23 protein-coding genes are annotated in these 23203 nt (G+C 63.5%); 16 read left to right on the top strand and 7 right to left on the bottom strand.

The genetic code is table 11. The features are described 5' to 3' along the window. Positions 1 to 19: 19 nt before the first annotated feature. The gene (locus WN73_RS27710; RefSeq protein WP_271555495.1) at positions 20 to 1255 is read right to left on the bottom strand and encodes an ROK family transcriptional regulator; all 1236 of its coding nucleotides are present in this window, start codon (positions 1253 to 1255) and stop codon (positions 20 to 22) included. Positions 1256 to 1469: 214 nt separating this feature from the next. Here WN73_RS27710 and WN73_RS27715 point away from each other — a divergent pair, with 214 nt between their 5' ends. The 16 genes from WN73_RS27715 (at position 1470) to dusA (ending at position 17356) form a co-directional block, all read left to right on the top strand. Continuing rightward, complete coding sequence (locus tag WN73_RS27715; protein WP_271555497.1) at positions 1470 to 2489, top strand: sugar ABC transporter substrate-binding protein; 1020 nt, start codon at positions 1470 to 1472, stop codon at positions 2487 to 2489. Positions 2490 to 2607: 118 nt separating this feature from the next. After that, the gene (locus WN73_RS27720; protein WP_271555499.1) at positions 2608 to 3690 is read left to right on the top strand and encodes an ABC transporter permease; all 1083 of its coding nucleotides are present in this window, start codon (positions 2608 to 2610) and stop codon (positions 3688 to 3690) included. Beyond that, a complete protein-coding gene (locus WN73_RS27725) occupies positions 3687 to 4484 on the top strand; it encodes an ATP-binding cassette domain-containing protein (protein WP_271555501.1) in 798 nt (265 codons plus the stop codon). Before WN73_RS27720 ends, WN73_RS27725 begins: the two co-directional genes overlap by 4 nt. A gap of 1153 nt (positions 4485 to 5637) precedes the next feature. After that, complete coding sequence (locus WN73_RS27730; protein ID WP_271555503.1) at positions 5638 to 6996, top strand: ABC transporter substrate-binding protein; 1359 nt, start codon at positions 5638 to 5640, stop codon at positions 6994 to 6996. 120 nt (positions 6997 to 7116) lie between these two features. Continuing rightward, positions 7117 to 8040, top strand: coding sequence for a carbohydrate ABC transporter permease (locus WN73_RS27735; RefSeq protein WP_271555587.1), 924 nt, complete (start codon positions 7117 to 7119; stop codon positions 8038 to 8040). After that, the gene (locus tag WN73_RS27740) at positions 8037 to 9014 is read left to right on the top strand and encodes a carbohydrate ABC transporter permease (protein WP_271555505.1); all 978 of its coding nucleotides are present in this window, start codon (positions 8037 to 8039) and stop codon (positions 9012 to 9014) included. Before WN73_RS27735 ends, WN73_RS27740 begins: the two co-directional genes overlap by 4 nt. Further along, positions 9011 to 9214, top strand: coding sequence for a hypothetical protein (locus WN73_RS27745; protein ID WP_271555507.1), 204 nt, complete (start codon positions 9011 to 9013; stop codon positions 9212 to 9214). Before WN73_RS27740 ends, WN73_RS27745 begins: the two co-directional genes overlap by 4 nt. A gap of 9 nt (positions 9215 to 9223) precedes the next feature. After that, the gene (locus WN73_RS27750; RefSeq protein ID WP_271555509.1) at positions 9224 to 10321 is read left to right on the top strand and encodes an ABC transporter ATP-binding protein; all 1098 of its coding nucleotides are present in this window, start codon (positions 9224 to 9226) and stop codon (positions 10319 to 10321) included. Then, the gene (locus WN73_RS27755; protein WP_271555511.1) at positions 10314 to 11342 is read left to right on the top strand and encodes an ABC transporter ATP-binding protein; all 1029 of its coding nucleotides are present in this window, start codon (positions 10314 to 10316) and stop codon (positions 11340 to 11342) included. The genes WN73_RS27750 and WN73_RS27755 overlap by 8 nt, the downstream gene beginning before the upstream one ends. A gap of 12 nt (positions 11343 to 11354) precedes the next feature. After that, positions 11355 to 11978 (top strand): dihydroxyacetone kinase subunit DhaL, encoded by a 624-nt coding sequence (dhaL, locus tag WN73_RS27760; RefSeq protein WP_271555513.1) that lies wholly within the window; start codon positions 11355 to 11357, stop codon positions 11976 to 11978. After that, the gene (gene dhaM / locus WN73_RS27765) at positions 11975 to 12367 is read left to right on the top strand and encodes a dihydroxyacetone kinase phosphoryl donor subunit DhaM (RefSeq protein ID WP_271555515.1); all 393 of its coding nucleotides are present in this window, start codon (positions 11975 to 11977) and stop codon (positions 12365 to 12367) included. Before dhaL ends, dhaM begins: the two co-directional genes overlap by 4 nt. A gap of 31 nt (positions 12368 to 12398) precedes the next feature. Continuing rightward, on the top strand, positions 12399 to 12698 hold the full coding sequence (locus WN73_RS27770; RefSeq protein WP_442870130.1) for an HPr family phosphocarrier protein: 300 nt from the start codon (positions 12399 to 12401) through the stop codon (positions 12696 to 12698). Between the two features lie 4 nt (positions 12699 to 12702). Then, positions 12703 to 14322, top strand: coding sequence for a phosphoenolpyruvate--protein phosphotransferase (gene ptsP / locus WN73_RS27775; protein ID WP_271555519.1), 1620 nt, complete (start codon positions 12703 to 12705; stop codon positions 14320 to 14322). A gap of 88 nt (positions 14323 to 14410) precedes the next feature. Next, entirely contained in the window at positions 14411 to 14737 is a 327-nt protein-coding gene (locus tag WN73_RS27780; RefSeq protein ID WP_442868824.1) for a hypothetical protein, read from the top strand. A 36-nt stretch (positions 14738 to 14773) separates the two neighbouring features. Continuing rightward, positions 14774 to 15757: a dihydroxyacetone kinase subunit DhaK gene (gene dhaK, locus WN73_RS27785; RefSeq protein WP_271555522.1), complete on the top strand. Its 984-nt coding sequence runs from the start codon at positions 14774 to 14776 to the stop codon at positions 15755 to 15757. Positions 15758 to 16360: 603 nt separating this feature from the next. After that, positions 16361 to 17356 carry a tRNA dihydrouridine(20/20a) synthase DusA gene (gene dusA, locus WN73_RS27790; protein ID WP_271555524.1) on the top strand — a complete coding sequence of 332 codons (996 nt, stop codon included), beginning with the start codon at positions 16361 to 16363 and terminating at the stop codon, positions 17354 to 17356. A gap of 53 nt (positions 17357 to 17409) precedes the next feature. Here dusA and WN73_RS27795 read toward each other — a convergent pair whose 3' ends face one another. The 6 genes from WN73_RS27795 to WN73_RS27820 all read right to left on the bottom strand — a co-directional run bounded on the left by WN73_RS27795 (position 17410) and on the right by WN73_RS27820 (position 23035). Then, complete coding sequence (locus WN73_RS27795) at positions 17410 to 18078, bottom strand: outer membrane protein (RefSeq protein WP_271555527.1); 669 nt, start codon at positions 18076 to 18078, stop codon at positions 17410 to 17412. 220 nt (positions 18079 to 18298) lie between these two features. Beyond that, positions 18299 to 18853, bottom strand: coding sequence for a TIGR02281 family clan AA aspartic protease (locus WN73_RS27800; RefSeq protein ID WP_028170824.1), 555 nt, complete (start codon positions 18851 to 18853; stop codon positions 18299 to 18301). A gap of 28 nt (positions 18854 to 18881) precedes the next feature. After that, positions 18882 to 19085 carry a DUF1289 domain-containing protein gene (locus WN73_RS27805; protein WP_011086518.1) on the bottom strand — a complete coding sequence of 68 codons (204 nt, stop codon included), beginning with the start codon at positions 19083 to 19085 and terminating at the stop codon, positions 18882 to 18884. Between the two features lie 44 nt (positions 19086 to 19129). Continuing rightward, complete coding sequence (locus WN73_RS27810) at positions 19130 to 20725, bottom strand: sensor histidine kinase (RefSeq protein ID WP_038966223.1); 1596 nt, start codon at positions 20723 to 20725, stop codon at positions 19130 to 19132. A 137-nt stretch (positions 20726 to 20862) separates the two neighbouring features. Then, positions 20863 to 22140, bottom strand: coding sequence for a sodium:proton antiporter NhaD (gene nhaD / locus WN73_RS27815; RefSeq protein WP_271555532.1), 1278 nt, complete (start codon positions 22138 to 22140; stop codon positions 20863 to 20865). 22 nt (positions 22141 to 22162) lie between these two features. Next, complete coding sequence (locus WN73_RS27820) at positions 22163 to 23035, bottom strand: NAD(P)-dependent oxidoreductase (protein ID WP_271555534.1); 873 nt, start codon at positions 23033 to 23035, stop codon at positions 22163 to 22165. Between the last annotated feature and the right edge of the window lie 168 nt (positions 23036 to 23203).

Here is a 23203-nt window from a genome sequence, read left to right on the forward strand (position 1 = left end):
GCCATGCCGTCGACCATGCTCAATCCTTAAAGAGGACGTCGTGATCGCGAGCGAACGCCGCGAGCAACGGCAAGGCCGCGCCGCCAATCGCGCGTGCATCACGCCCGATCGAGCCTTCCACCACCACAGTGTCGGTGAGACCTTGCCTGTCCATGCGGGCCCAATACTCGTTTGTGCGCTCGACGAGGCGACGGCGCACGTCGAGCGGAAAGGCCCCGTCGATGATGATGGCTTCGAAGTCGATCACGGACAGCAATGCGGCGATGGCCTGCGCCAGGGCCTCGGCTGCCGCAGCAAGCCACGCATCGAGTGGCTCCTCAAAGCTCGACCAGTCGTCGGGCGAGAGCCAGATATCAGTGCCACGTCGACCGGCGGCGATCAGTCGGCGCTCGAGCTGATAGATGGACGCGGTGCGGATCAGCTGCTGAAGGCTTGTCTCTCCGTTTTCCTCCCGTCGCATGATCGGCAAGGAGCCGAGAGCGCCGGCATTGCCGCTGCGACCAGGGAAGAGGCTGCCGTTCAGAACAATGCCGCCGCCGATGAAGGCGCCAATGTAGAAGTACGCGAAATCCCGATACGCCGCGCCGGCACCGAAGGTGAGTTCAGCCGCGCATGCAGCGGTCGCGTCGTTGCAGACGCAGACCGGCCAAGGGGCGAAGCGGCGCGACAGTTCAGCGGCAACGTTGAAGTCGCGCCACTTGCCGAGAGCGCCGGGTGGTGTCTGCAGATCGGCTTCCCAGTTCCACAACTCAAATGGCATTGCGACGCCAATGCCGCTGATCCTGCCGTGCTGGGCTTCGAGCAATTCGGCGAGAAGACCCGGCATCTCGCGTTCCGCAAATGCCATGATCTCTTCGGGAGCCGGGAAGGAATAGATCATACGTCGTCTGGCGCGGATGCCGGCGGTGAAGTCCATCAACACCAGATCGGAGCTGCGCCGGCCGATCATGAGCCCAAGCCCAAAAGCGCCGTCCGGGTTGAGCGAATAGGGGACCGAGGGCTGCCCGATGCGGCCTCGCTGCGGTTCGCCCGCAAGCAGCAGCCCGTCGGCTTCCAGCCGATTGATGATCACAGTCGTGGTTTGAGTCGAAAGGCCAGTGAGGCGCGCGATCTCGACCTTGCCGAGACTGCGATGGCGCCGAATAAGGGAAAGGATCAGGCGCTCGTTGTACAGTCTCACGCCCGTCTGGGTGGTGCCGCGGCTGTCGCCGGGCAAAGCCACCGTAGCGCCCGCAAGCGGTGCTGTTTCTTCCATCCTCGGCTCCGCAGGCTCCGGGGATCTGTCATCGCGACAGTCCTACCGGCCCATCCCCAGCTATCGGCCGCTACAATGGAGGCAATCGGCAGCATGTGTCAATTAATAAACCGGAATGATTTATTAATTGACAGGGTCGTCTGCGGCTCTCTAGGATCGGAAACATGCGGTCGAAACCGCGAGGCGGACAAAACGATCCAACGGGAGGGAATAGATGCGTCAGTCACTCGGACTATTCACAGCGTTCGCGCTGGCTTTGGGCAGCACCAGTAGCTTCGCTGCCGATAAGCCGATCGTCGGGCTGATCACCAAGACCAACACCAATCCGTTCTTCGTGAAGATGAAGGCTGGCGCCGAAGAGGCGGCCAAGGCAAACGATGCTGAGCTGCGATCCTTTGCCGGAAAGGTCGATGGCGACAATGAGAGCCAGGTAGCGGCCATTGAGAACCTGATCGCCGCCGGTGCCAAAGGTATCCTGATCACACCGAACGACTCCCGCGCGATCGTTCCGGCCGTCGAGAAGGCACGGGCCGCGGGCATTTTGGTCATTGCCCTCGACACCCCGCTCGATCCGGCGAATGCAGCGGATGCGACGTTTGCCACCGACAATTTCCTGGCGGGTCAAATGATCGGCCATTGGGCCGCCAAGACGCTCGGCGCCAAGGCGGCATCGGCGAAGATCGCGCTACTGGACCTGAACGTGAACCAGATCTCGGTCGATGTCGCCCGCGATCAGGGTTTTCTGAAAGGCTTCGGCATTGATCTCGGCAACCCCGCCAAGATCGGCGACGAGAAAGATGCGCGCATCGTTGGCCATGATGTGACGCTCGGCAGCGAGGAAGGCGGCCGTAAGGCGATGGAGAATTTGCTGCAGAAGGATCCCGGCATCTCGCTCGTCTATACCATCAACGAGCCTGCGGCAGCGGGAGCCTACGAGGCCTTGCGCTCGGTCGGCCGCGACAAGGACGTGCTGATCGTTTCGGTCGACGGCGGTTGCCCCGGCGTGCGCAACGTGAAGGACGGCGTCATCGGTGCCACCTCCATGCAGTTCCCGCTGCTGATGGCGGCGAAAGGTGTTGAAGCAGTGAAGGCGTACGCTTCTGGCGGCGGCAAGCCGAAGGCGTCGCCGGGCCTGGACTTCGTCAACACCGGTGTCGAGCTCGTTACCGACAAGCCGGCCGGCGAGATGCCGTCGATCGACAGCGCCGCCGCCTTGAAGAAGTGCTGGGGCTGATCCCACTCTTGACTTGTAGCCGATGGCAAGGACTGGCGCCTGCGATCCGGGCGCCAGATACCGCCGGCGAAGCTCGCCCGAGATTGGCAGGTCTCCACATGCGACGAGGAAAACGGCCATGACTGATATCGACAGTAGCCGCCCGGTTGCCCAGGCCTTCGAGCTTGTGCTCGACAAGGGCGAGAGCCGCGTGGCCGAATTCGAAGTCCGTGCAAGATCGCCGCTGCAGAAGCTTCAGCACTTCCTGCACGCCAATCCGACGGCCGTGCCGGCAATTGTGCTCCTGCTCAGTGTTGCCGTGTTCGGCATCACCGTCGGCCCGCGTTTTCTCTCGATGTTCAACCTGTCGCTGATCACCCAGCAGGTTACGATCATTGGCGTGATCGGGGCGGCGCAGACGTTGATCGTGATCGCAGCTGGAATTGATTTGTCGGTTGGGGCCATCATGGTGCTGTGCTCCGTGATCATGGGCAAGCTCGCGGTCACCATGGGGCTGCCAGCTCCGGCCGCGCTGGTTGTCGGCGTCGCCGCGGGTGCCGGCTGTGGCGTGCTCAACGGTGCGCTCGTGACCCGGCTCAAGCTGCCGCCCTTCATCGTCACGCTTGGGACATGGTCGATCTTCTTCGCGCTCAATCTTTGGTATTCGGCGTCCGAGACCATCCGTTCGCAGGAGGTCGCGAAAATCGCCCCGCTGCTGCAGGCATTGGGGACGCCGGTGAACATCCGTGGCGCACGTTTCACTTACGGCTCATTCTTCATGCTCGGACTCGTGGCATTTATCTGGTTCGTGCTGAATCGCACAGCCTTCGGGCGCCATCTCTATGCGGTGGGCGACGATCCCGACGCAGCGCGGCTTGCCGGCATCCGAACCGACCGCATCCTCTTCAGCGTCTATGTGATCGCCGGCGTGATTTGCGCGCTCGGTGCGTGGGCATTGATCGGGCGCATCGGGTCGATCAGCCCGCAGGCCGGCCAGACGGCCAATTTGGACAGCATCACGGCGGTGGTCGTCGGTGGTGCCAGCCTGTTCGGCGGGCGTGGTTCGATTATCGGTACGCTGATCGGCGCCCTCATCGTTGGCGTATTCCGCAACGGGCTTGCCTTGTCCGATGTCGACGTACTCTGGCAGGAATTCGCCGTCGGCTGGCTGATCATCACCGCGGTGGCGCTCGATCAATGGATTCGCAAGGTGTCAGCATGAGCGCAGGACCGAACGTTCCCGGGGCAACACCGCTGCTGCAGGCACGCGGCTTGAACAAGCGCTATGGCCGCGTGACGGCGCTCGATCAGGCCGACTTTGATCTCTATCCGGGCGAAATCCTGGCTGTGATCGGAGACAATGGTGCCGGAAAGTCATCGCTGATCCGCGCGCTCTCGGGCGCACTCGTTCCGGACGCCGGCGAGATCAGGCTCGCCGGCAAGCCGGTCGCGTTCCGTTCGCCACTCGACGCTCAGGCCGCCGGCATTGAGACGGTCTATCAAACGCTTGCACTGTCGCCGAGCCTGTCGATCGCCGACAACATGTTCCTCGGCCGCGAATTGCGCCGGGCGGGTCCGCTCGGCACGATCTGCCGCATGCTCGATCGCAACGCCATGCAGCGCATCGCTCGCGAGAAGCTCACCGAGCTTGGTCTTATGACTGTGCAGAGCATCAACCAGCGCGTAGAGACATTGTCAGGCGGTCAGCGCCAGGGCGTCGCGGTGGCAAGGGCTGCGGCTTTCGGCTCGCGCGTCGTGATCATGGACGAGCCGACTGCGGCACTCGGGGTCAAGGAATCGCGTCGTGTGCTGGAACTGATCCTCGATGTGCGAAGGCGAGGTGTTTCGGTCATCCTCATCAGCCACAACATGCCGCACGTGTTCGAGATCGCCGATCGCATCCATATCCATCGGCTCGGTCGGCGGCTCACAGTGATCGATCCCAAGGCCTATACGATGTCGGATGCGGTCGCCTTCATGACCGGCGCGCGGCCACCGATCGAAGTCGCGGCGTGACGGCAATCTGCTTCGACATGTACCCTTATGGGTGGGCGCTGCGGTCTTGAAGCGCCGCGCGATCCGAAAGCGCAACGATCCGGTCCGCGAGAACAAAGGCGCGATGCCGCCACATGCCGATCGGTCGTGGTCGAGCTCGCACCAATGGGGATAATCGATTCCTTCCGTCCGAACGCGTTAGGCAGACCGAACGTCGCCTTGAGGATCGCGGCTTTGACGAAGTTGTCGTCAACCAACTCTAGGCCGGGTGTTAATTGCCGGACTTAGCTCAAACTTCCCCATAATGGATTGGAGCGAGAGTGCAACTTTTTCAATCGGTTAGAAGGCGGCGTGTGCACGACGTGTGCACCGGGAGATCAAGAAAAATCTAGCAATGGCAAAGCTGCGCGGTAGGTCTGCGTCGTGATTTGGGCGTCGGGGCTCAACGCGGTCGAATCGACGAGAGCAGTGCATTCACCAGCGACCGAGAGGCCAATCTCGTTTGTTGGTATGACGGGCGAGCCAGCCGGTGTCGCCAGTGGATAGGGGCTGCTGTTTCAGCGTAAGGGTAAGGAAAGTTGGTGTCGGGGGTCGAGGCGCCCTCGCTACTATGGCCCTCGAGCTTCTACGCCAGCCTAAGATTCCGTTCGCAAGATGGTCACGCGCTGTCGAGGCGAGTGTTCGTTTTCGGTCAAGGATCATTCGCTCCCGGCGACTGCTCGGTCCAGCCGCCCCACCTTGGTTCTTTCGCGGGCCAGTCTTAATTCAAATTCGCACGGCGCGCCGCTCTCGCTCGCCGTAGCGCATTTAGACGTTCAGTAAAAATGAAAATAGTAAACATGTTTGTCGAGCTAAGCTTCTGCCCTCCGGTCAAAGGATGGCGCGCGATCTGTTGCATTGCGGTATATTTTCCGGAGATCGTGAATCTTTTCGGTGTCCTCCAGAAATCGGCTTGACGATCTCGCGCGTTTAGTAATACGTTTAGTAGTATAAAAGACTAAACATCACGCATCGAGTTGATGTGTGGGAGGAGCCCAACCCTTCCGGACCGCTTCCGGAAACGGCTGTCTCGTTCCTTACCCATCGCTCCTCAAACTCGGTTTCAGGGTCTTGGCGTCGCTCCGGCAGGGCGCGCGCTGAGCGGTCAGATGCTTCAACGAGAGAGGAAACGGATATGCGAAGATCTAAATGGCTAGACGGCTCAGCGGCGACCGCGGTGCTCGGGGTCGTGCTGCTGGGGGCACTTGGTACAAGCGAAGCCGCAGCACAGAACAAGCAGCTCACACTGTGCTGGGCGGCATGGGATCCGGCCAACGCGCTGGTCGAGCTCGGCAAGGACTTCACCAAGCAATCCGGCATCGAGATGAAGTACGAGTTCGTCCCATGGACGAGCTATGCCGATCGCTTCCTCAACGAACTCAATTCCCACGGCAAGCTCTGCGACCTGATCATCGGCGACAGCCAGTGGATCGGCGGAGCCGCCGAGAACAAGTGGTACGTCAAGCTCAACGATTTCTTCGACAAGGAGAAGATTTCGATGGACGACTTCGTCCCGGCGACGGTCGTGGGCTATTCGCAGTGGCCGAAGAACTCGCCGAACTATTGGGCGTTGCCGGCCATGGCCGATGCTGTGGGCTGGACCTACCGCAAGGATTGGTTCTCCCGGCCTGAAATTCAGTCCGCGTTCAAGGCCAAGTGCGGCCGCGACCTGGCGCCGCCGAAAACCTACGACGAGTTGAAGCAGATCGCGGAGTTCTTCCAGGGCCGCGAGATCGACGGCAAGAAAGTCTATGGCGCCTACATCTTCACCGAGCGCGGCTCGGAGGGCATCACCATGGGCGTGACCAATGTGCTCTACAATTACGGCTTCAGCTACGACAATCCAAAGAAGCCGTATCAGATGCAGGGCGTCGTCAATTCGGCCGACGCGGCCAAGGGGCTTGAGTTCTACAAGGAGCTCTACAAGTGCTGCACCGCGCCGGGCATGACCAATGCCTACATGCAGGAGGGGCTCGACGCCTTCAAGTCCGGCCAGGTGGCGATGCAGATGAACTGGTTCGCCTTCTTCCCCGGCCTCTACAAGGATCCGAATGTCGGCGGCGACAAGATCGGCTTCTTCGTCAACCCGGCCGGCCCCAATGGACACTTCACCCAGCTCGGCGGACAGGGCATCTCGGTGGTCGCGACTTCCGAGCACAAGGACGACGCGCTCGCCTACATCAAATGGTTCGCGCAGCCCGCCGTGCAGCAGAAATGGTGGCAGCTCGGCGGCTACTCGGCGCTGAAGGCGGTGGTCGATGCGCCCGACTTCCCGAAGAGCGCGGCGTTCGCGCCGCAATTCCTGGAGTCGATGGGCATCGTCAAGGACTTCTGGGCCGAGCCGTCCTACGCGCAACTGCTGCTCGACATGCAGAAGCGTGTGCATGACTACGTCGTCGCCGACAAGGGCACCGCGCAGCAGGCGCTCGATCTCCTGGTCAAGGATTGGACCAAGGTCTTCAAGGAGCAGGGCAAGCAGGTCGCGTCGCAATAGACACGGCACTCGCATCAACTGAACCGGTTTCCCCGGGGTGCATCCCGGGGAAACCGAACCAGCCAGCCGATGGACCAGATGACGACGATCCTTCAACCTGATGATGCTACGATTGCCGGCATGAGCGAGCCCGCCAAATCTCGCGCCACGCGGCGAGTCCGCGGCTTGTCGGACCGCACCATTGCGTGGCTGTTCGTTGCGCCGACGATCGCGCTGTTGCTGGCGATCAACATCTTTCCGCTGGTGTGGATGATCCGGCTGTCCTTCACCAGCCTCAACCTCAGCATGTCCTATCTTCCGCTGCGGTTCGTCGGGCTCGACAATTTCACCGACATCCTCACCGACGAGGACGTCTGGTTCCGGCTCCAGACCACCGCGCAATTCGTGATCTGGTCGGTGGCACTACAGGTGGTCATCGGGTATGGCCTGGCGCTGTTGATCAACCGCCAGTTTCGCGGTCACAGCTTCTGGACCACGATCATCCTGCTGCCGATGATGTTGTCGCCTGCGGTGGTCGGCAACTTCTGGACGCTGCTGCTGCAGCCGCAGATCGGCCCGTTCAACTACGTGATCAGCCTGTTCACGGGGGTGCCGCCGAGCTCGTTCAGCATGACCGGGCAGGTCTCGCTCGCGCCCTGGACCATCGTGCTGGTCGACACCTGGATGTGGGCGCCTTACGTCATGCTGATCTGCCTCGCCGGGCTGCGCTCCATTCCCGACTACATCTATGAGGCGGCCGAAGTCGATCGCGCCTCGCCCTGGCGGCAATTCTGGTCGATCACGCTGCCGATGACGGTGCCGTTCCTGATGCTCGCCGTGCTGTTCCGCGCGATCGAGAACTTCAAGATGTTCGACATGGTCAACCTCCTGACGTCGGGAGGCCCGGGATCGACCACGGAGCTCGTGTCGATCACGCTGAAGCGCGCGGCATTCGAGAAATGGCGCACCGGCTATTCCTCTGCGCTCGCCATCATCCTGTTCGTGACCGTGTTCGGTGCCGCCAACATCTACGTCAAAGCGCTCAACAAGGTGAAGCAACGATGACCGCTGCACTCGCCAAATCAGTCCTGGCCAAGTCCACCGCTCATTCCATCGTCGAAGCCTCGCCGCGTTCGAAGGCCGTGGCAGGTGGCCTCGTCATTCTCTATGCCGTGATCACGATCCTGCCGCTACTCTGGATCGTCGCTACCGCATTCAAGTCGCAGAGCGACGCCATCGCCTATCCGCCCAAGGTGCTCTTCGAGCCGACCCTCGAAGGCTATGTGAACCTTTTCACCGTGCGCACCCGCCAGATGCCGGACTTCATCGCCAAGCTGCCGCCGCCGGAGACGTGGTACGACAAGCTCGTGCGCCAGCGGGACATGGTCATTGCCGGACCATCGAAGGTCGTGCCGCGCTTCGTCAACTCGCTGATCATCGGGTTCGGCTCGACGTTCCTGGCCGTCTTTCTCGGCACCCTCGCGGCCTACGCCTTCTCGCGCTTCCGGATTCCGCTGGCGGACGACCTGCTGTTCTTCATCCTGTCGACGCGCATGATGCCGCCGGTCGCAGTCGCGATCCCAATCTATCTGATGTACCGGCAGCTCAACCTGACCGACACCAGGCTCGGCATGATCCTGCTCTACACCGCCGTGAACGTCTCGCTCGCGGTCTGGCTGCTCAAGGGGTTCATCGATGAGATCCCGCGCGAATACGAGGAGGCCGCTCTTGTCGACGGCTACACGCGGCTGCAGGCGTTGCGCAAGGTCGTGTTGCCGCAGGCCGTCACGGGAATCGCGGCAACCGCAATCTTCTGTCTGATCTTCTCGTGGAACGAATATGCCTTCGCGGTTCTGCTGACCAGCGGCGAGGCGCAGACCATGCCGCCCTTCATTCCCTTCATCATCGGCGAGGGCGGGCAGGACTGGCCGGCCGTCGCTGCCGCGACCACGCTGTTCGTCGTTCCAATCGTCCTGTTCACCGTGTTGTTGCGCAAGCACCTGTTGCGCGGCATCACCTTCGGAGCTGTGCGAAAATGAGCGGTTCTGTGGTTGCCAAAGGGAGTGGAATGTCCCGCTGGTTCCGTCGCGGGCCGTGGGAGACCGGCGCGATGATCCTGATCGGGGGCGGCATCATCATGCTGGTGCAGCCCTGGTCGATCGATCTCTACAGCTATTCCTTCATGACGATCCTCGCCGGCACGCTCGGCTACGTCATCGTCAGCCATTTTCCGGAATAGGGCGGCAGCATGGCACAGATCCGCGTCGAAAATCTGCGCAAGTCGTTCGATCAGTTCACGGCCGTGGAAGGCTCGAACTTCACCATCGACGACGGCACCTTCTTTGCCATGCTGGGTCCGTCCGGGTGTGGCAAGACGACTACGTTGCGCATGATCGCGGGCCTCGAATTGCCGACCGAGGGCAAGATCCTTCTCGATGGCGAGGACGTGACGTTCCGTCGTGCGGCGGCCCGCGATATCGCCTTCGTCTTCCAGCTCTTCGCGCTTTATCCGCACATGAATGTTGCGGAGAACATCAGCTTTCCCCTGAAGTGCCAGGGCATGGGCCGGCACGACATCCGCGCGCGGGTGCAGGAGACGGCGCGGCTGCTGCGAATCGAGCATCTCTTGTCGAGCAAGACATCGAAACTGTCGGGCGGCGACCGCCAGCGCGTCGCGCTTGGGCGCGCCATGGTCAGGCGGCCGAAGGCCTTTCTGATGGACGAGCCGTTGGGGGCGCTCGATGCCGAGTTTCGTCATCTGATGTGTGGCGAGCTTCGCGACCTGCACGATCGCATCGGTGCGACCACGGTCTACGTGACGCATGACCAGCTCGAGGCGATGTCGATGGCGGATCAGATCGCCGTTATGAACAAGGGACGCGTCGAGCAGATCGGCTCGCCGCAGGAGGTCTATGACCGGCCCGCGAGCATGTTCGTGGCTGACTTTATCGGCTCGCCGCCCATGAACTTTTTGCGCTTTGAGGCGGGCTTACGCTCCGGCGATCGGGCCGTCGCCTTTCACAGTGTCAATGTCTCGATCCCAGAGATCCGCGAGGATCGCGCGAGCGCACCGCTGGCGCTCGGGGTGCGTCCGGAGCATATCCGCTTCACCGACACGGCGCCCGTTCGCGGCGAGGTGTTCGGCGCGGAATATCTAGGCACCACGCAGATCGTCACCGTCGACACCGCGCATGGCCGTGTCGCGGCGCGGTTGCCCTCGAGCGCGTCAGTACGGATCGGCGAGACGGTGGGTCTCGAATTCCACTCCGAACGGCTGGCGCTGTTCGATGTCGGCAGCGGCCTTGCGATCCGGACCGCCAATGAGGGGAGCCCGCGCCATGGCTGACGTCATTCTGCGCAACATCAGCAAGCGCTTCGGCACAATAGAGGCGGTGCGCGAGCTCTCGCTGGCGATCAATGACGGGGAATTCCTGGTCCTGCTAGGACCGAGTGGCGCTGGCAAGACCACGACGCTGCGGCTGATCACCGGGCTCGAGACTCCCGACGCCGGCTCAGTCATGATCGACGGCCGCGACGTCACGCATGATCCGCCGGGATCCCGCGATATCGCCTTCGTCTTCCAGCAGTACTCGCTGTATCCGCATCTCACGGTCTATGACAACCTGGCGTTCCCGCTGCGCTCGCCCGCGCGGCGCGTGCCCGAGCCCGTCATCCGCAAGCGCGTTGAACAGACGGCGGAGCTGTTGCATATCGCAAGCAAGCTGAACAATCGTGCCACCCGCCTGTCCGGTGGTGAGATGCAGCGGGTCGCCATCGGCCGCGCACTGGTCCGCGATCCTTCGATCTACCTGATGGACGAGCCGCTCTCATCGCTGGATGCGAAGCTCCGGTCGGAGCTGCGTCTGGAGCTCAAGCGGATCCAGATCGAGCTTGGCGCGACTATCCTTTACGTGACCCACGACCAGGTCGAGGCTATGACCATGGCCTCCCGGATCGGCGTGATCAGGGATGGCCAACTCCTTCAGCTCGGCACGCCGCGGGAGATCTACGAAAGCCCCTCCAGCCCCTATGTCGCCTCGCGTCTCGGCACGCCGCAGATCAATTTCCTTCCGGCACGTCTCTTGTCGGACGTGTCGGTGCCGCCGGAAACGGAGACCGTCGGCATCCGTACCGAGCATCTGAAGGTCGGTGCGCGCAATGGCGGACGGATGGTCGGCCGCGTCCACCGGGTCGAGCACCTCGGCGAGCAGAATCACGTTCACCTGGACTATAAGGGCGAAATGCTGGTGACGCTTGCGGATCCGCATCAGCAGCCGCTAGAGGCGGGTCAGGAGGTCGAATTGCACCTGGTACATCCGCTCTGTTTCGATCGCGCGGGGCGACGCATCCCCGCGATGATTCACTAGAGGATCAAGTCGATGTCGCTGCAACCCGGGACGTTCAAGTCGTTGATCAAGGTGGCCGCAGAGCAGGTCATCGCCAGTGCGCCGGAGCTGACAAGCCTGGATCAGGCGATCGGCGATGGTGACCACGGAATCAACATGAAGCGCGGATTCGAAGCGGTTCTGGGCAAGCTCGATGTAATCTCCGCGCAACCGCTCGACGAGGCGCTGAAGATGATCGGCAAGACCCTGGTGATGACTGTCGGCGGCGCGTCCGGGCCGCTTTACGGGAGCTTCTTCCTCGCCGCCGGCGAAGCGCTCTCGCACGACAAACACTTGCCGGACGACCTCGCGGACGTTTTCGGCAGCGGTGTGAATGCAGTCAGCGCGCGTGGCCGTTCGCAGGCCGGCGAGAAGACGATGCTCGACGTGCTTGTTCCCGTCCTGGAGACGCTGAAGACGGCGGCCGGCCAGCCGGATCTGATCGCGCGCGTCCGGACCACCGCTGCCGAGGCGGTCGAGCGGACCGCGCCGATGCAGGCCACCAAGGGGCGGGCGTCATTCCTTGGATCGCGCAGCATTGGACACGTCGATCCCGGCGCCCGCTCGAGTTGCGTTCTAGTGCAAGCGGTCTGCGCGAGCCTGGAGGGACAACAATGACCGACACTGTGGGTATCGTGATCGTCTCGCATTCGAAGGACATCGCCAAGGGCACCGCCGACATGGTGCGGCAGATGGTCGGCAGCGAGGTCAAGGTGGCTTTTTGCGGCGGCAATCCCGACGGCGGATTGGGCACCAGCGTCTCCCTGATCATCGACGCCATTAATGATGCCTGGTCTGCCAAGGGCGTCGCAATCCTCGTCGACCTCGGCGGTGCCGAAACCAACAGCGAAATGGCGGTCGAGATGCTGGAGCCTACGCGGCGCGATCTCGTTGTCGTATGCAACGCGCCGATCGTCGAGGGCGCCGTGATGGCGGCAACCGAGGCCGCAGGCGGCAGCTCACTGGCCCAGGTCAAGGCCGTGGCCGAGGAACTCTCAGCCGACTGACGCGTCGGCGAAGCGATGATGGAAGATGAGCATGCTGGACAAAGCGGACGGACAGATTTTCACCGGAAATGTGCGGCTGGTGCACGCGGTTGGCATGCACGCGCGCCCCGCGGTCAAGCTGACCAAGCTCGCCAAGAAGTTCCAGGCCCAGATTGCCGTGCGGGTCGCAGGCGCGGCCGAGTGGATCAATGCCAAGAGCGTGGTCAAGATCATGGCGATGCGTGCGGCCCACGGCAGCACGATCGAGATCAAGGCGTCCGGCAGTGACGCGGAAGCCGCCGTTGCGGCGCTGGTCGTCCTGATCGCAACCGATTTTCCGGACGGGGCTTAGCAGCATGCAGGGTGGCGCGACAGGACTTGCCTACCGCGGCAGAACCGCCTCGATCGGCTTTGCCCATGGTCCGTTCGTCCGGGTCGACGCCGCTACGAACGGCGAGCGTGTCGCGGGCAACCTGGCTGAAGAAGCGCTTGCCCTTCGCGCTGCAATTGACGCGGCAAGCGGGCAGATCGCGGATCTCGCCAGGATCGCCGGCGGCGAGGCTGCACAGATTCTCGAATTCCAGGTCGCGCTGCTGGAGGATGAGGATTTCATCCAAGCGATCTTCGCATCGATAGGCGATGGCGATCCGGCGGATGTCGTATGGCGTTCGGCGCTCGACGCGCAGATCGCGGACTACAATTCAGCCGCGGACGAATATTTGAAGGCGCGCTCTTCGGACCTTGCGGACCTGCGCGACCGCGTGATCAACATTTTGCGGGGCGATGGGGGCCCGGCGCTGGAGATTCCGAGCGGCGCCGTCGTCTGCGCCGACGATCTGCCGCCCTCGCGATTCCTGGAGATCGACTGGTCCGGCGGCGGCGGTCTGGCGCTCTTGCGTGGCAGTCCCACGAGCCACGTCGCGATGCTGGCGCGCGCGCGGGGCATTCCCATGGTCGTGCAGCTTGGCGCCATTCCGGACGTCGGAGCCACCGCGCTGCTCGATGGTGAAGGCGCGACGCTCGAGCTCGATCCCAGCGCGGAGCAGGTTCGCCTGTTCGAGAAGCGGCGCGAAAGCCATCGCAAGAGCAGGGCGTCCGCCCGTGCGATCCTGCGGCGGCCCACCGCATCATGGCGCGGCGAGCGGATCAAGCTGTTTATCAACATCCAGCGCGTCGACGACCTCGATCATCCCGACGCGCAATATGCCGATGGGATCGGCCTGATGCGCACCGAGTTTCTGCTGACGGAGAGGGGCGGTTTGCCCGATGAGGAGACACAGTTTCAGGCTTACGATGCGGTGCTGCGTTGGGCCGACCGGCGCCCGGTCACCATTCGCACGTTTGACGCGGGCGGCGACAAGCCGGTCGCCGGCTTTACGCTGGAGGGCGAATCCAATCCCTTCCTCGGAGTTCGGGGCTTGCGGCTTTGCCTGGCCCGGCCCGAGATCTTTGCCATTCAGCTCCGCGCGCTGGCACGGGTCGCCGTGCGCGGAAACCTCAAGGTTATGTTTCCGATGGTCACATCGGCGGACGAGCTCGAGGCGGGGCGGAAGCTGTTCGCCGATGCCGTGCAGCGCTTGCAGGCCGACGGCATTGCCGCGATGCTTCCCGAGCTGGGAATCATGGTCGAAGTCCCGGCGGCGGCCCTGGCTGTTACGAGCTTCAAGGCCGCCTTCTTCTCGATCGGCTCGAACGATCTCGCGCAATATGTCCTTGCCTGCGATCGTTCCAATGGAGCGCTCGCCCCCTTGATGGACCCGCTGCATCCGGCGGTGCTCGAATTGATTGCGCGGACCGCCGAGTATGGGCGGCGCGCCGCGATCAGCGTCAGTCTGTGCGGCGACATGGCGAGCGATCCGCGCTGCCTCCCCGCATTGCTGAATTGCGGCTTGCGCGAGCTATCTGTGAATGCATCGGCGCTCGCGCAGATCAAGCAGACGATCGACCGGCTGAGCAGCGGAGGGGGCCTTGGCTGACACGGCGATCGATGAGCCGGCAGAAGCCGGCGCTGTTGCAGTTTACAAGCGCATCTTCAAGGAAGTGCTGGAGAGCCGCCCCTCGGGCATGCGGCTGCGTCTGGCGCATGCCATTGGGAAGAACCGCAGCTTCGTCAGCCAAATCAGCAATCCCGCCTATCCGGTGCCGATACCCGTGCAACATCTCAATACGATCTTCGATGTCTGCCACTTCCCTCCGCAGGCGAAGGCCGCCTTTCTTCGCGCCTATGCACGCGCGCATCCGCGCCGGATCGGCCGACTGACCGAAGGATCGCATGAGCGGACCTTGACGCTGCATTTGCCAGATCTCGGCAGTGCGAAGCGGAACGCCGAGCTCGATGCGCTGCTCCAGGAATTTGCGCGGCGCTTGATTGCCATCATGCGGGAAAAATAAGGCGTGAGGCCAAAGGGAAGAAGCGGGGAGGAGACAATGAAGAAGTTCATCAATTCGGTCGACGGCGTGCTTGCGGAGAGCCTCGACGGACTTGCGGCCGCGCATGCCGATCTCGTCGCGCTGGGGCCGGAACGGAAATTCGTGCGGCGCCGTGAGTTGAACCCGAAGAAGGTTGCACTCGTTTCAGGTGGCGGCAGCGGGCATGAGCCGCTGCATGCCGGCTTCGTCGGCTATGGCATGCTCGACGCCGCCTGTCCGGGACAGGTCTTCACGTCGCCAACACCGGACCAGATCGTCGAGGCCGCCCAGGCGGTTGCGGGGGATGCCGGCGTGCTGTTCATCGTGAAGAATTACGCGGGCGACCGCATGAACTTCGAGATGGCAGCCGAGATCGCCGAGGGCCGCGCGGCCACCATCGTGACGGATGATGACGTCGCGGTCGAGAACTCGACACACAGCATCGGGCGCCGCGGTGTGGCCGGCACGCTGATCGTCGAGAAGATCGTCGGCGCGGCCGCCGAAAAGGGCGCCGATCTTGAGGGCTGCGTTGCGCTCGGCGAGCGCGTCAACGCGCGCACGCGCTCGATGGGGGTGGCGCTGACGAGCTGCACGGTGCCTGCCGCAGGCACGCCGACGTTCTCGCTCGGCGAGGACGAGATGGAGGTTGGTGTCGGCATTCACGGTGAACCCGGACGTCGCCGGGTCAAACTGGAGCGGGCCGACGCGATCGCGGACGAGATGACGACGGCGATCGCGCAGGATCTCAACGCGCGCGACGGGGCCGAAGCCCTCTTGCTCGTCAACGGATTTGGCGGAACGCCGACGATCGAGCTCTATCTGATGTACAATGCGGCGCGCCGGATGCTCGAGAAGCGTGGGCTGCGCATTGCCCGCTCGCTGGTCGGCAGCTTCGTCACCTCGCTGGACATGGCCGGGTGTTCGCTCACCGTAAGCCTGCTCGACACTGAGACCACAGCGCTCTGGGATCATCCAGTGCGCACGGCCGCGTTGAAATGGTGACCGCGGCCGCGCACGGCCGTTGACTTTTTTCGATCGCGCCCCGGCGGACGCTCGGCCGAGGCCATGCCTCACGTATGCACCGGGAGTCTTCCGGTTCACCCTCCCTGAAACTTGCCGTGTCCCTCGGGCACGGCATTCTCTTACGTGCCGAGTAGAGAGCTATTTCCCGTCGGTCCCATGTCCCTCACGCTCTATTGAGGCATTTCCTGAATTGCGCTCACGTTGTGGCGCATCTGACGTACCCCTCGTAGCGTTGGATCAACGCTGATTTCCTTGCCAAAGCTGCTTCTTGGTTTCGGTTGAATGTGCGTCGCTCTTGGCGTTTTCTTTGTGTCGCTCGTGTTGCGGTGAGAATGGAGAGAGGAATGGCTCCAGCGACAAAGCGCCAATTTTCCGAGGCGACTGAGTGAACGCCGCCGTTCGTGTGCACTCGGGCTTTCGTGTGCACAATGTGTGCACCGAGAATGCAGATTGGGCGTTTTGGCTTCCAACGGGGGATATGATTCTGGAAAGAAGCAAAATATATCAAAGGTGGGTCGCGCTGGATTTCCCAATCGGTCCAATCCGTTATGGGATTGGGTGGAGACAGAATAGATAAATGAAATGAATGACTTGCGCTGGAAATTTTCCGTCGCCCCCATGATGGATTGGACCGACCGGCATTGTCGGGTGTTCCACCGTCATCTCACGCGGCGGGCGCTGCTCTATACGGAGATGCTGACCACCGGCGCCGTCATTCATGGCGACCGGGAGCGGCTGCTCGGGTTCGATGCGTGCGAAAATCCGGTGGCGCTTCAGCTTGGCGGCTCGGATCCGCGCGAGCTCGCGCAGGCCGCGCGCATCGGCGAGGCGTTCGGCTATGACGAGATCAATCTCAATGTCGGCTGTCCGTCCGATCGCGTGAAGGATGGCCGCTTTGGCGCCTGTCTCATGGCGGAGCCGGAGCTGGTGGCGAGGTGCGTCGATGCGATGAAGCGCGCAGTTGCGGCGCCCGTCACGGTGAAGTGCCGCATCGGGATCGACGCCCAGGACCCGGAGGTGGCGCTCGATACGCTCGCGCGCGCGGTGGTCGCAGCGGGCTGCGATGCGCTGATCGTGCATGCCCGGAAAGCCTGGCTCAACGGCCTGTCACCGAAGGAGAACCGCGATATTCCGCCGCTCGACTACGAGCGCGTCTATCGGCTCAAGCGCGCGATGCCCGATGTGCCCGTCATCATCAATGGCGGCATCCCAGGCATCGACGAGGCGAAGGCGCATCTCGAACACGTCGATGGCGTGATGCTCGGCCGCGCCGCCTATCAGGAGCCATGGCGGCTGCTCTCCGTCGATTCCGATATCTTCGGCGAGGCGGCGCCGCATGCGACCATGCAGGACGCGCTCGAAGCGATGATGCCCTATATCGAGGCGCAGCTCGCGCGCGGTACGCGGCTGCACGCCATCACACGGCATTTCGTCGGTGCATTCCACGCCGTGCCCGGCGCGCGGGCCTTCCGCCGCCATCTTGCCGAGCAGGGGGTAAAGCCGGGCGCCGGTCTCGAGGTGCTGCGCGATGCGATCGCGCGCGTCGGTGTGCGTGCGCCGGCGGAGGCGGCCGCCTGACTGCCGCGACGTGAAGAGCCGGATCGCAACATCCGGCTCTTCGTCGATCGGCCTCAACGTAACAGGTCGAAGTGATAATTCACGCCGACGCGGAAGGTGTGGAATTTCGCGGCGTTCCAGTCCGGCAGGTCGTCGTGCTTGAACTCGGTGTAGAGATATTCGGCCTTGGCCGACCATTTCGGCAGGAACGCCCATTCGACGCCGCCACCCGCTGTCCAGCCCATCTTCATCCTGTTGATCGGACCGTCCTTGAATTCGCCGGCGGCAAGGCCGGCGGTCCCGAAGAACAGCAGGCGTGAATCCATCGTCGCGATGCCGGCGCGGGCGCGGCCGGTCATGTACCAGGGCAGGCTGACCGCGGCGCTGTTGAGCGCGTCGTGGTTCTTGATGTCTCCGCCTTCGAAGTCGTTCTCGATGCCGACCACGAACATCGGCGAGAGCTGGTAGTTGTAGCCGATCTGCACGCCGCCGACGGCGCCCTTGACCTTGCCGCCAGTCGCGCCAGCGAGATTGTTGAAGGCGTCGTCGCCGCTCTCGGCATAGCCGGCGTTGAAGCCCGCATAGAGGCCCGTCCACGAATACACCGGCTGCGGTGCCGTATAGGCGGATGCGGGCGCTGCATAGCGCGGCGACAGGTCGGCAGCGCAGGCGCTGCCTGCGGCGAACACAGCCGCAAAGGGCAGGGCGCACATCGTGCGGCGTAACGCGGCTCTTGCAGTCATCAATCACAATCTCCCACTTGGCCGCGTCCCTTCGGGAGCAGCGCCTGTCCAACCCCGATCCGGGACTGCGATTGTTATAAACCGACTAGGCGGTTTGTAAATAGCGCAAATGCCACGCCGCGGCGCTTTCGCGGTGCGCCAACTGAAGTCGTGGTCTGGATGGGTCACAGCCCGCGCGATCGAGCCTGTCGGCTGGCGAGCGGGGGCTCGCGTCGGCGCTCTAGTCGACCGCCATCCGCGCGCGGCGGGGGCTGCCCTGGAGCTCCGGATAGCCGGTGAGCATCAGCTTGTCGGCGCGCACGCCCCAGCTCTCCAGGCGGTCGAGGAAGCTCATGCCGAGCAGATTGGTCTTCATCTGCCCGCGCTGCACGACGAGGGCCGGCACCGATTTCTCGACGAGGTGGCCGACGGCAAGACGGTCGAGCGTGAGCCGGGCCGCCTTGGTGTGGCCGCCCGCGGTTTCGAGATCGACGTCATATTCGAGCATCTCGAGCGGCAGCCCGATCGCCTTTGCGGTTTCCCAGGTCAGCACCACGGAGGTCGCACCGGTGTCGATCACCATCGGTGCGGCGACGCCGTTGATCTTCGCGCGCAGCGCGAATTCACCGCCCTGGCCGCGCTGGATCTGCACGGCGGGTGCCGGTGTGACGGTCTGGGTGCGGAAGATGTGCGAGACCTTGTTGCTCGCGCGCGCGATCTGATCGGGATCGCCATAGGCGACGACGGCACCGGCGGTGCCGGCAAGCATGACGAGAACGAGCAGGAAGCGGATCATTGCGCACCTCCATATGCGCGCCGGCCGGTCAGGCGTGTTTCCGCGATCCCGCGATCGGCGCAAGTCCAGCTTCCGCCATGCGTGCCGGCAGCAGCGCCATGACCGAGAGCCGTTCCGCGCTTTCCATGGCGTGCCAGCGCGCGATCTCCGGCAAGGTGCGGCCGCAGCCGAAGCACAGCTTGGTCTTGGGATCGATCATGCAGACGGCGACGCACGGCGTTTCTTTGCTCATTTCGGCATAGTGAGGGATGGTCGGGCATTTCTGCAAGCATATCGTTAAGAGCCCGTGCCTGCGCTCATGATCGGCTTGTGGCGCGGCCGGCGCTTCTCGTCAGGCGCGAGGGAGCCCTCCGGCTGGAGCGGCGGAGAATCATCTGACAGCGGCGCCAGCGCGCTCATCACGCGCTCCGGCGGGAAGGTGACGATCACCTCGGTGCCGATGCGCAGCTTCGATTTCAGCGTGAACGTGCCGCCATGCAGGTCGATCAGGTTCTTTGCGATCGGCAGGCCCAGCCCTGCGCCCTGTTCGGCCGACTTGATCGAGTTGGAGCCCTGGCCGAAGGAAGCGAGCACGACCGGAATCTCGTCCTCGGGGATGCCGGAGCCGGTATCCCTCACCGAGAGATATTGTCCGCCCGAAGCTGTCCAGCCGGCCTTGAGCCAGATCTCGCCGCCCTGCGGCGTGAACTTGATCGAGTTGGAGAGCAGGTTGAGCACGACCTGGCGGATCGCGCGCTCGTCGGCCCAAAGCCGCGGCATGGCCTGCTCGAATACCTCGTGGATGGTGATGCCGCGGCTGGAAGCGCGCAGCTTCATCAGATGGTGGCAGTCGGCGACGATGCCGACCAGCGACACGGCTTCCTCGTTCAGCTCGTAACGGCCGGCCTCGATCCGGGACAGATCGAGAATCTCGTTGATGAGGTTGAGCAGGTGCACGCCGGAATTATGGATGTCCGCCGAGTACTCCTTGTAGACCGGCACGGCATGCGCGCCAAAAATCTCGCTCTTCATCACCTCGGAGAAGCCGAGGATCGCGTTCAGCGGCGTGCGCAGCTCGTGGCTCATCTGCGCGAGGAAGCGCGACTTGGCGACATTGGCGGATTCGGCGCGGTGGCGCGCTTCGTCCGAGATCGCCTTGGCCTGCTCGAGTTCGCCGATCAGCGCGTCCTTCTCGGCGCGCGCCTCGAGCGTGGCGAAGGTCGAGGAATGCAGGCGATGCGCCAGCAGCACGAAATAGCCTTCGGCGGCGAGCGCGAGTGCGGCCAGGATGTAATTGTCCAGCGAGCCGGTCACCGCAAAGCTCAGCGCCATGGCGACTGCGACCGGTGCGGTGGCGGCAAGGGCGGCGATCGGCAGATTGGCGGCGAGCATGCTCGATACTGCGATCACCAGCAGCATCAGGAACATCATCAGCGTTTCCGTGACCATGTCGAGCACGGGATGGATCAGGATCGCCATCCAGCACAGGCCGTAGAGCAGGTCGAGCACGACGAAGCGTGTTCGCCACGCGCGCGTCGCGGCGGGCGAGGCGGGCTCGGTCAGGAACCGGCGGCAGCTGCGGATCATCGCGCCGTGGATGCAGAGCATGCCGGCGGTCCAGGCCGCGGCCGGGATCGGCTGCATCCACAGTCCGAACAGCACGCCGGTCGCAACCACCAGCAGCATCACGACATAGGAGGCCGACAGCCGCGTCTGGGCATATTGGCGCAGCATCTCGGCGTCAAAAGCCGGCCGGGTTCCACTGGTCGACGTTAACTTATCGCGCGCCTCGCGCACCCGCTGCGCCGCAGCCCTTCGGCTGCTCGCCGATGGAGCGCTTACCGGCTCGGCCGGAAGCTGGACAACCTCAGGCTTTTCAGCGGGGTTACTCATCAAGCAACACGATTCCTGCCCACGCCGGACGCGGGCCTTCTGCATTGTCTATCTCTGGCAAGAAATCCTTAAGAGCTGACTTAAGGAGCTAAAGAATTACGTTAACCGGGCGTTAATCTGGAGCCGGTCCGAACCGCTCAATGCAGCGCCGCGTGCTGCGCGATGTACACCACCGCACCCGCCAGATAGCCGGCGAGCGCGGGGCCGGCGATGCGGCGGGCGTACCAGAGGAACTCGATCCGCTCGAGCCCCATCGCGGCAACGCCCGCGGCCGAGCCGATGATCAGGATCGAGCCGCCGGTGCCGGCGCAATAGGCGATGAACTCCCAGATGAAGCTGTCCGGCGGATAATGCGCGAGGTCGTACATGCCCATGGTCGCGGCGACCAGCGGCACGTTGTCGATGATGGCGCTGAGCAGGCCGAGCACGACGACGATGACGTCCTGTCGGCCGAGCGTGGCGTCGAGCCATTTGGCCAGCATCGAGAGCAGGCCGGCATGGTCGAGGCAGGCGACCGCGAGCAGGATGCCGACGAAGAACACGATCGAGGTCATGTCGATCCGTCCCAGCGCATGCACCAGCGTGAGGGGCTGGCGCACATGCTCGTCCTTGTGCCGGTGCACGATCTCGCCGACCAGCCAGAGCACGCCGAGCCCGAACAGGATGCCCATGAAGGGCGCCAGATGCGTCACCGCCTTGAACACCGGCACCGCGATCAGGGTGCCGAGCCCGAGATAGAACATCAGGTTGCGCTCGAACCGGTCGACAGCCAGCAGCCCGGTGTCCTTCGACGGCGGCGCGATGGTCTTGCCCTTGAGCGAGAAGCTGATGAAGGCGAGCGGCACGAGCAGATTGAGGAGCGAGGGCAGGAACACCGCACTCATGATCCTCAGCGGCGAGATCTGCCCGCCGATCCAGAGCATGGTCGTGGTGACGTCGCCGATCACGGTCCAGGCGCCGCCGGCATTGGCGGCAATGACGATGAGGGAGGCGAACAGCAGGCGGTCGTCGCGACGGGCGATCAGCTTCTGGATTAGCGAGATCATGACGATGGTGGTCGTCAGATTGTCCAGGATCGCGCTCAGGAAGAACGTCACGAAGCCGATCAGCCAGATCAGCGCCACCTGGCTCGTGGTGCGGATCAGCGAGGTGATGACCTCGAAACCGTCATGGGCGTCGATCACCTCGACGATGGTCATGGCGCCGATCAGGAAGAAAACGATCTGCGCGGTGGAGCCGACGGACTCGTCGAGCTGGCGGCCGACCAGCGCGTGGTCGCCCGTCGCGATCGCGTAGACACTCCAGAGCAGGCCCGCACCGAGCAGCGCGGAGGCGCTCTTGTTGACGCGAAGCGGGTGTTCGAGCGCGATCGCCGCATAGGCGAGGATGAAGATGGCGGCGATCGCGATCAGCAAGGTCGTTTCAGATGGTCAGGCGTCAGCGGTTGAGGCGCGCGAGCAGGCTGGACGTATCCCAACGCTTGCCGCCCATCTTCTCGACTTCGGCGTAGAACTGGTCGACCAGCGCTGTCACCGGCAGGGTGGCGCCGTTGCGGCGGGCTTCGGCCAGCGAGATCGATAGGTCCTTGCGCATCCATTCGACCGCGAAGCCGAAATCGTACTTGCCCTCGTTCATGGTCTTGTAGCGGTTCTCCATCTGCCACGACTGCGCCGCCCCCTTGGAGATGGTCTCGATTACCGCGGCGACGTCGAGGCCACTCTTCTTGGCGAAGTGAATACCCTCGGAGAGGCCTTGCACGAGGCCGGCGATGCAGATCTGGTTGACCATCTTGGTCAGCTGGCCGGAGCCGGCGGGCCCGAGCAGTTTGCACATCCGCGCATAGGCGCCCGAGATCACCGGCTCAGCGCCGGCATAGGCGTCCTCGGCGCCGCCGCACATCACCGTCAGCACGCCGTTCTCGGCACCGGCCTGGCCGCCGGAGACCGGGGCGTCGATGAACTTGAAGCCGGCCTTGGTGGCGGCCGCGTCGAGCTCGCGCGCGACTTCGGCGGAGGCGGTGGTGTGGTCGACGAAAGTCGCACCCTTCTTCATGCCGGCGAAGGCACCGTCGGAGCCGATCGTGACCGCGCGCAGGTCATTGTCGTTGCCGACGCAGCACATCACGAAATCCTGGCCCTCGGCGGCGGCCTTCGGGGTCGCCGCGGTCTTGCCGCCGAACTTGTCCGCCCATTCCTTCGCCTTGGCCGCGGTGCGGTTGTAGACGGTGACCTCATGGCCCCCTTTTTTCACGAGGTGTCCGGCCATGGGGAAGCCCATCACGCCGAGACCGAGGAAAGCGACTTTAGCCATGTGTGGTACCTTGTCCGTAGTTTGGGTTTTACGGTTCTTGCCGGGCGGGGCGCGCCGGGTTCCGCCGTGAGGGCGGATCGGGGCGCACCATAAACCCTTGAGGGCAGAGGGCAACGGCTTCGTTTGGCGGCCCCCTGTGCTAGGATGGCGGGACTAAAGGACTTCAAA

The organism is Bradyrhizobium sp. CCBAU 45394 (assembly GCF_028128655.1).
Lineage (GTDB): Bacteria > Pseudomonadota > Alphaproteobacteria > Rhizobiales > Xanthobacteraceae > Bradyrhizobium > Bradyrhizobium diazoefficiens.

Excerpts from the sequence above, each read along its gene's own strand:
- WN73_RS27755 (WP_271555511.1), top strand. The coding sequence starts at position 10,314 with ATGGCTGACGTCATTCTGCGCAACATCAGCAAGCGCTTCGGCACAATA.
- dhaL (WP_271555513.1), top strand. The coding sequence starts at position 11,355 with ATGTCGCTGCAACCCGGGACGTTCAAGTCGTTGATCAAGGTGGCCGCA.
- ptsP (WP_271555519.1), top strand. The coding sequence starts at position 12,703 with ATGCAGGGTGGCGCGACAGGACTTGCCTACCGCGGCAGAACCGCCTCG.
- WN73_RS27725 (WP_271555501.1), top strand. The coding sequence starts at position 3,687 with ATGAGCGCAGGACCGAACGTTCCCGGGGCAACACCGCTGCTGCAGGCA.
- WN73_RS27750 (WP_271555509.1), top strand. The coding sequence starts at position 9,224 with ATGGCACAGATCCGCGTCGAAAATCTGCGCAAGTCGTTCGATCAGTTC.
- WN73_RS27720 (WP_271555499.1), top strand. The coding sequence starts at position 2,608 with ATGACTGATATCGACAGTAGCCGCCCGGTTGCCCAGGCCTTCGAGCTT.
- WN73_RS27740 (WP_271555505.1), top strand. The coding sequence starts at position 8,037 with ATGACCGCTGCACTCGCCAAATCAGTCCTGGCCAAGTCCACCGCTCAT.
- WN73_RS27710 (WP_271555495.1), bottom strand. The coding sequence starts at position 1,255 with ATGGAAGAAACAGCACCGCTTGCGGGCGCTACGGTGGCTTTGCCCGGC.
- WN73_RS27805 (WP_011086518.1), bottom strand. The coding sequence starts at position 19,085 with ATGAGCAAAGAAACGCCGTGCGTCGCCGTCTGCATGATCGATCCCAAG.
- WN73_RS27770 (WP_442870130.1), top strand. The coding sequence starts at position 12,399 with ATGCTGGACAAAGCGGACGGACAGATTTTCACCGGAAATGTGCGGCTG.
- WN73_RS27820 (WP_271555534.1), bottom strand. The coding sequence starts at position 23,035 with ATGGCTAAAGTCGCTTTCCTCGGTCTCGGCGTGATGGGCTTCCCCATG.
- dhaK (WP_271555522.1), top strand. The coding sequence starts at position 14,774 with ATGAAGAAGTTCATCAATTCGGTCGACGGCGTGCTTGCGGAGAGCCTC.
- WN73_RS27730 (WP_271555503.1), top strand. The coding sequence starts at position 5,638 with ATGCGAAGATCTAAATGGCTAGACGGCTCAGCGGCGACCGCGGTGCTC.
- WN73_RS27735 (WP_271555587.1), top strand. The coding sequence starts at position 7,117 with ATGAGCGAGCCCGCCAAATCTCGCGCCACGCGGCGAGTCCGCGGCTTG.
- dusA (WP_271555524.1), top strand. The coding sequence starts at position 16,361 with ATGAATGACTTGCGCTGGAAATTTTCCGTCGCCCCCATGATGGATTGG.
- WN73_RS27745 (WP_271555507.1), top strand. The coding sequence starts at position 9,011 with ATGAGCGGTTCTGTGGTTGCCAAAGGGAGTGGAATGTCCCGCTGGTTC.
- dhaM (WP_271555515.1), top strand. The coding sequence starts at position 11,975 with ATGACCGACACTGTGGGTATCGTGATCGTCTCGCATTCGAAGGACATC.
- WN73_RS27795 (WP_271555527.1), bottom strand. The coding sequence starts at position 18,078 with ATGACTGCAAGAGCCGCGTTACGCCGCACGATGTGCGCCCTGCCCTTT.
- WN73_RS27780 (WP_442868824.1), top strand. The coding sequence starts at position 14,411 with ATGCGGCTGCGTCTGGCGCATGCCATTGGGAAGAACCGCAGCTTCGTC.
- WN73_RS27810 (WP_038966223.1), bottom strand. The coding sequence starts at position 20,725 with ATGAGTAACCCCGCTGAAAAGCCTGAGGTTGTCCAGCTTCCGGCCGAG.
- WN73_RS27715 (WP_271555497.1), top strand. The coding sequence starts at position 1,470 with ATGCGTCAGTCACTCGGACTATTCACAGCGTTCGCGCTGGCTTTGGGC.
- WN73_RS27800 (WP_028170824.1), bottom strand. The coding sequence starts at position 18,853 with ATGATCCGCTTCCTGCTCGTTCTCGTCATGCTTGCCGGCACCGCCGGT.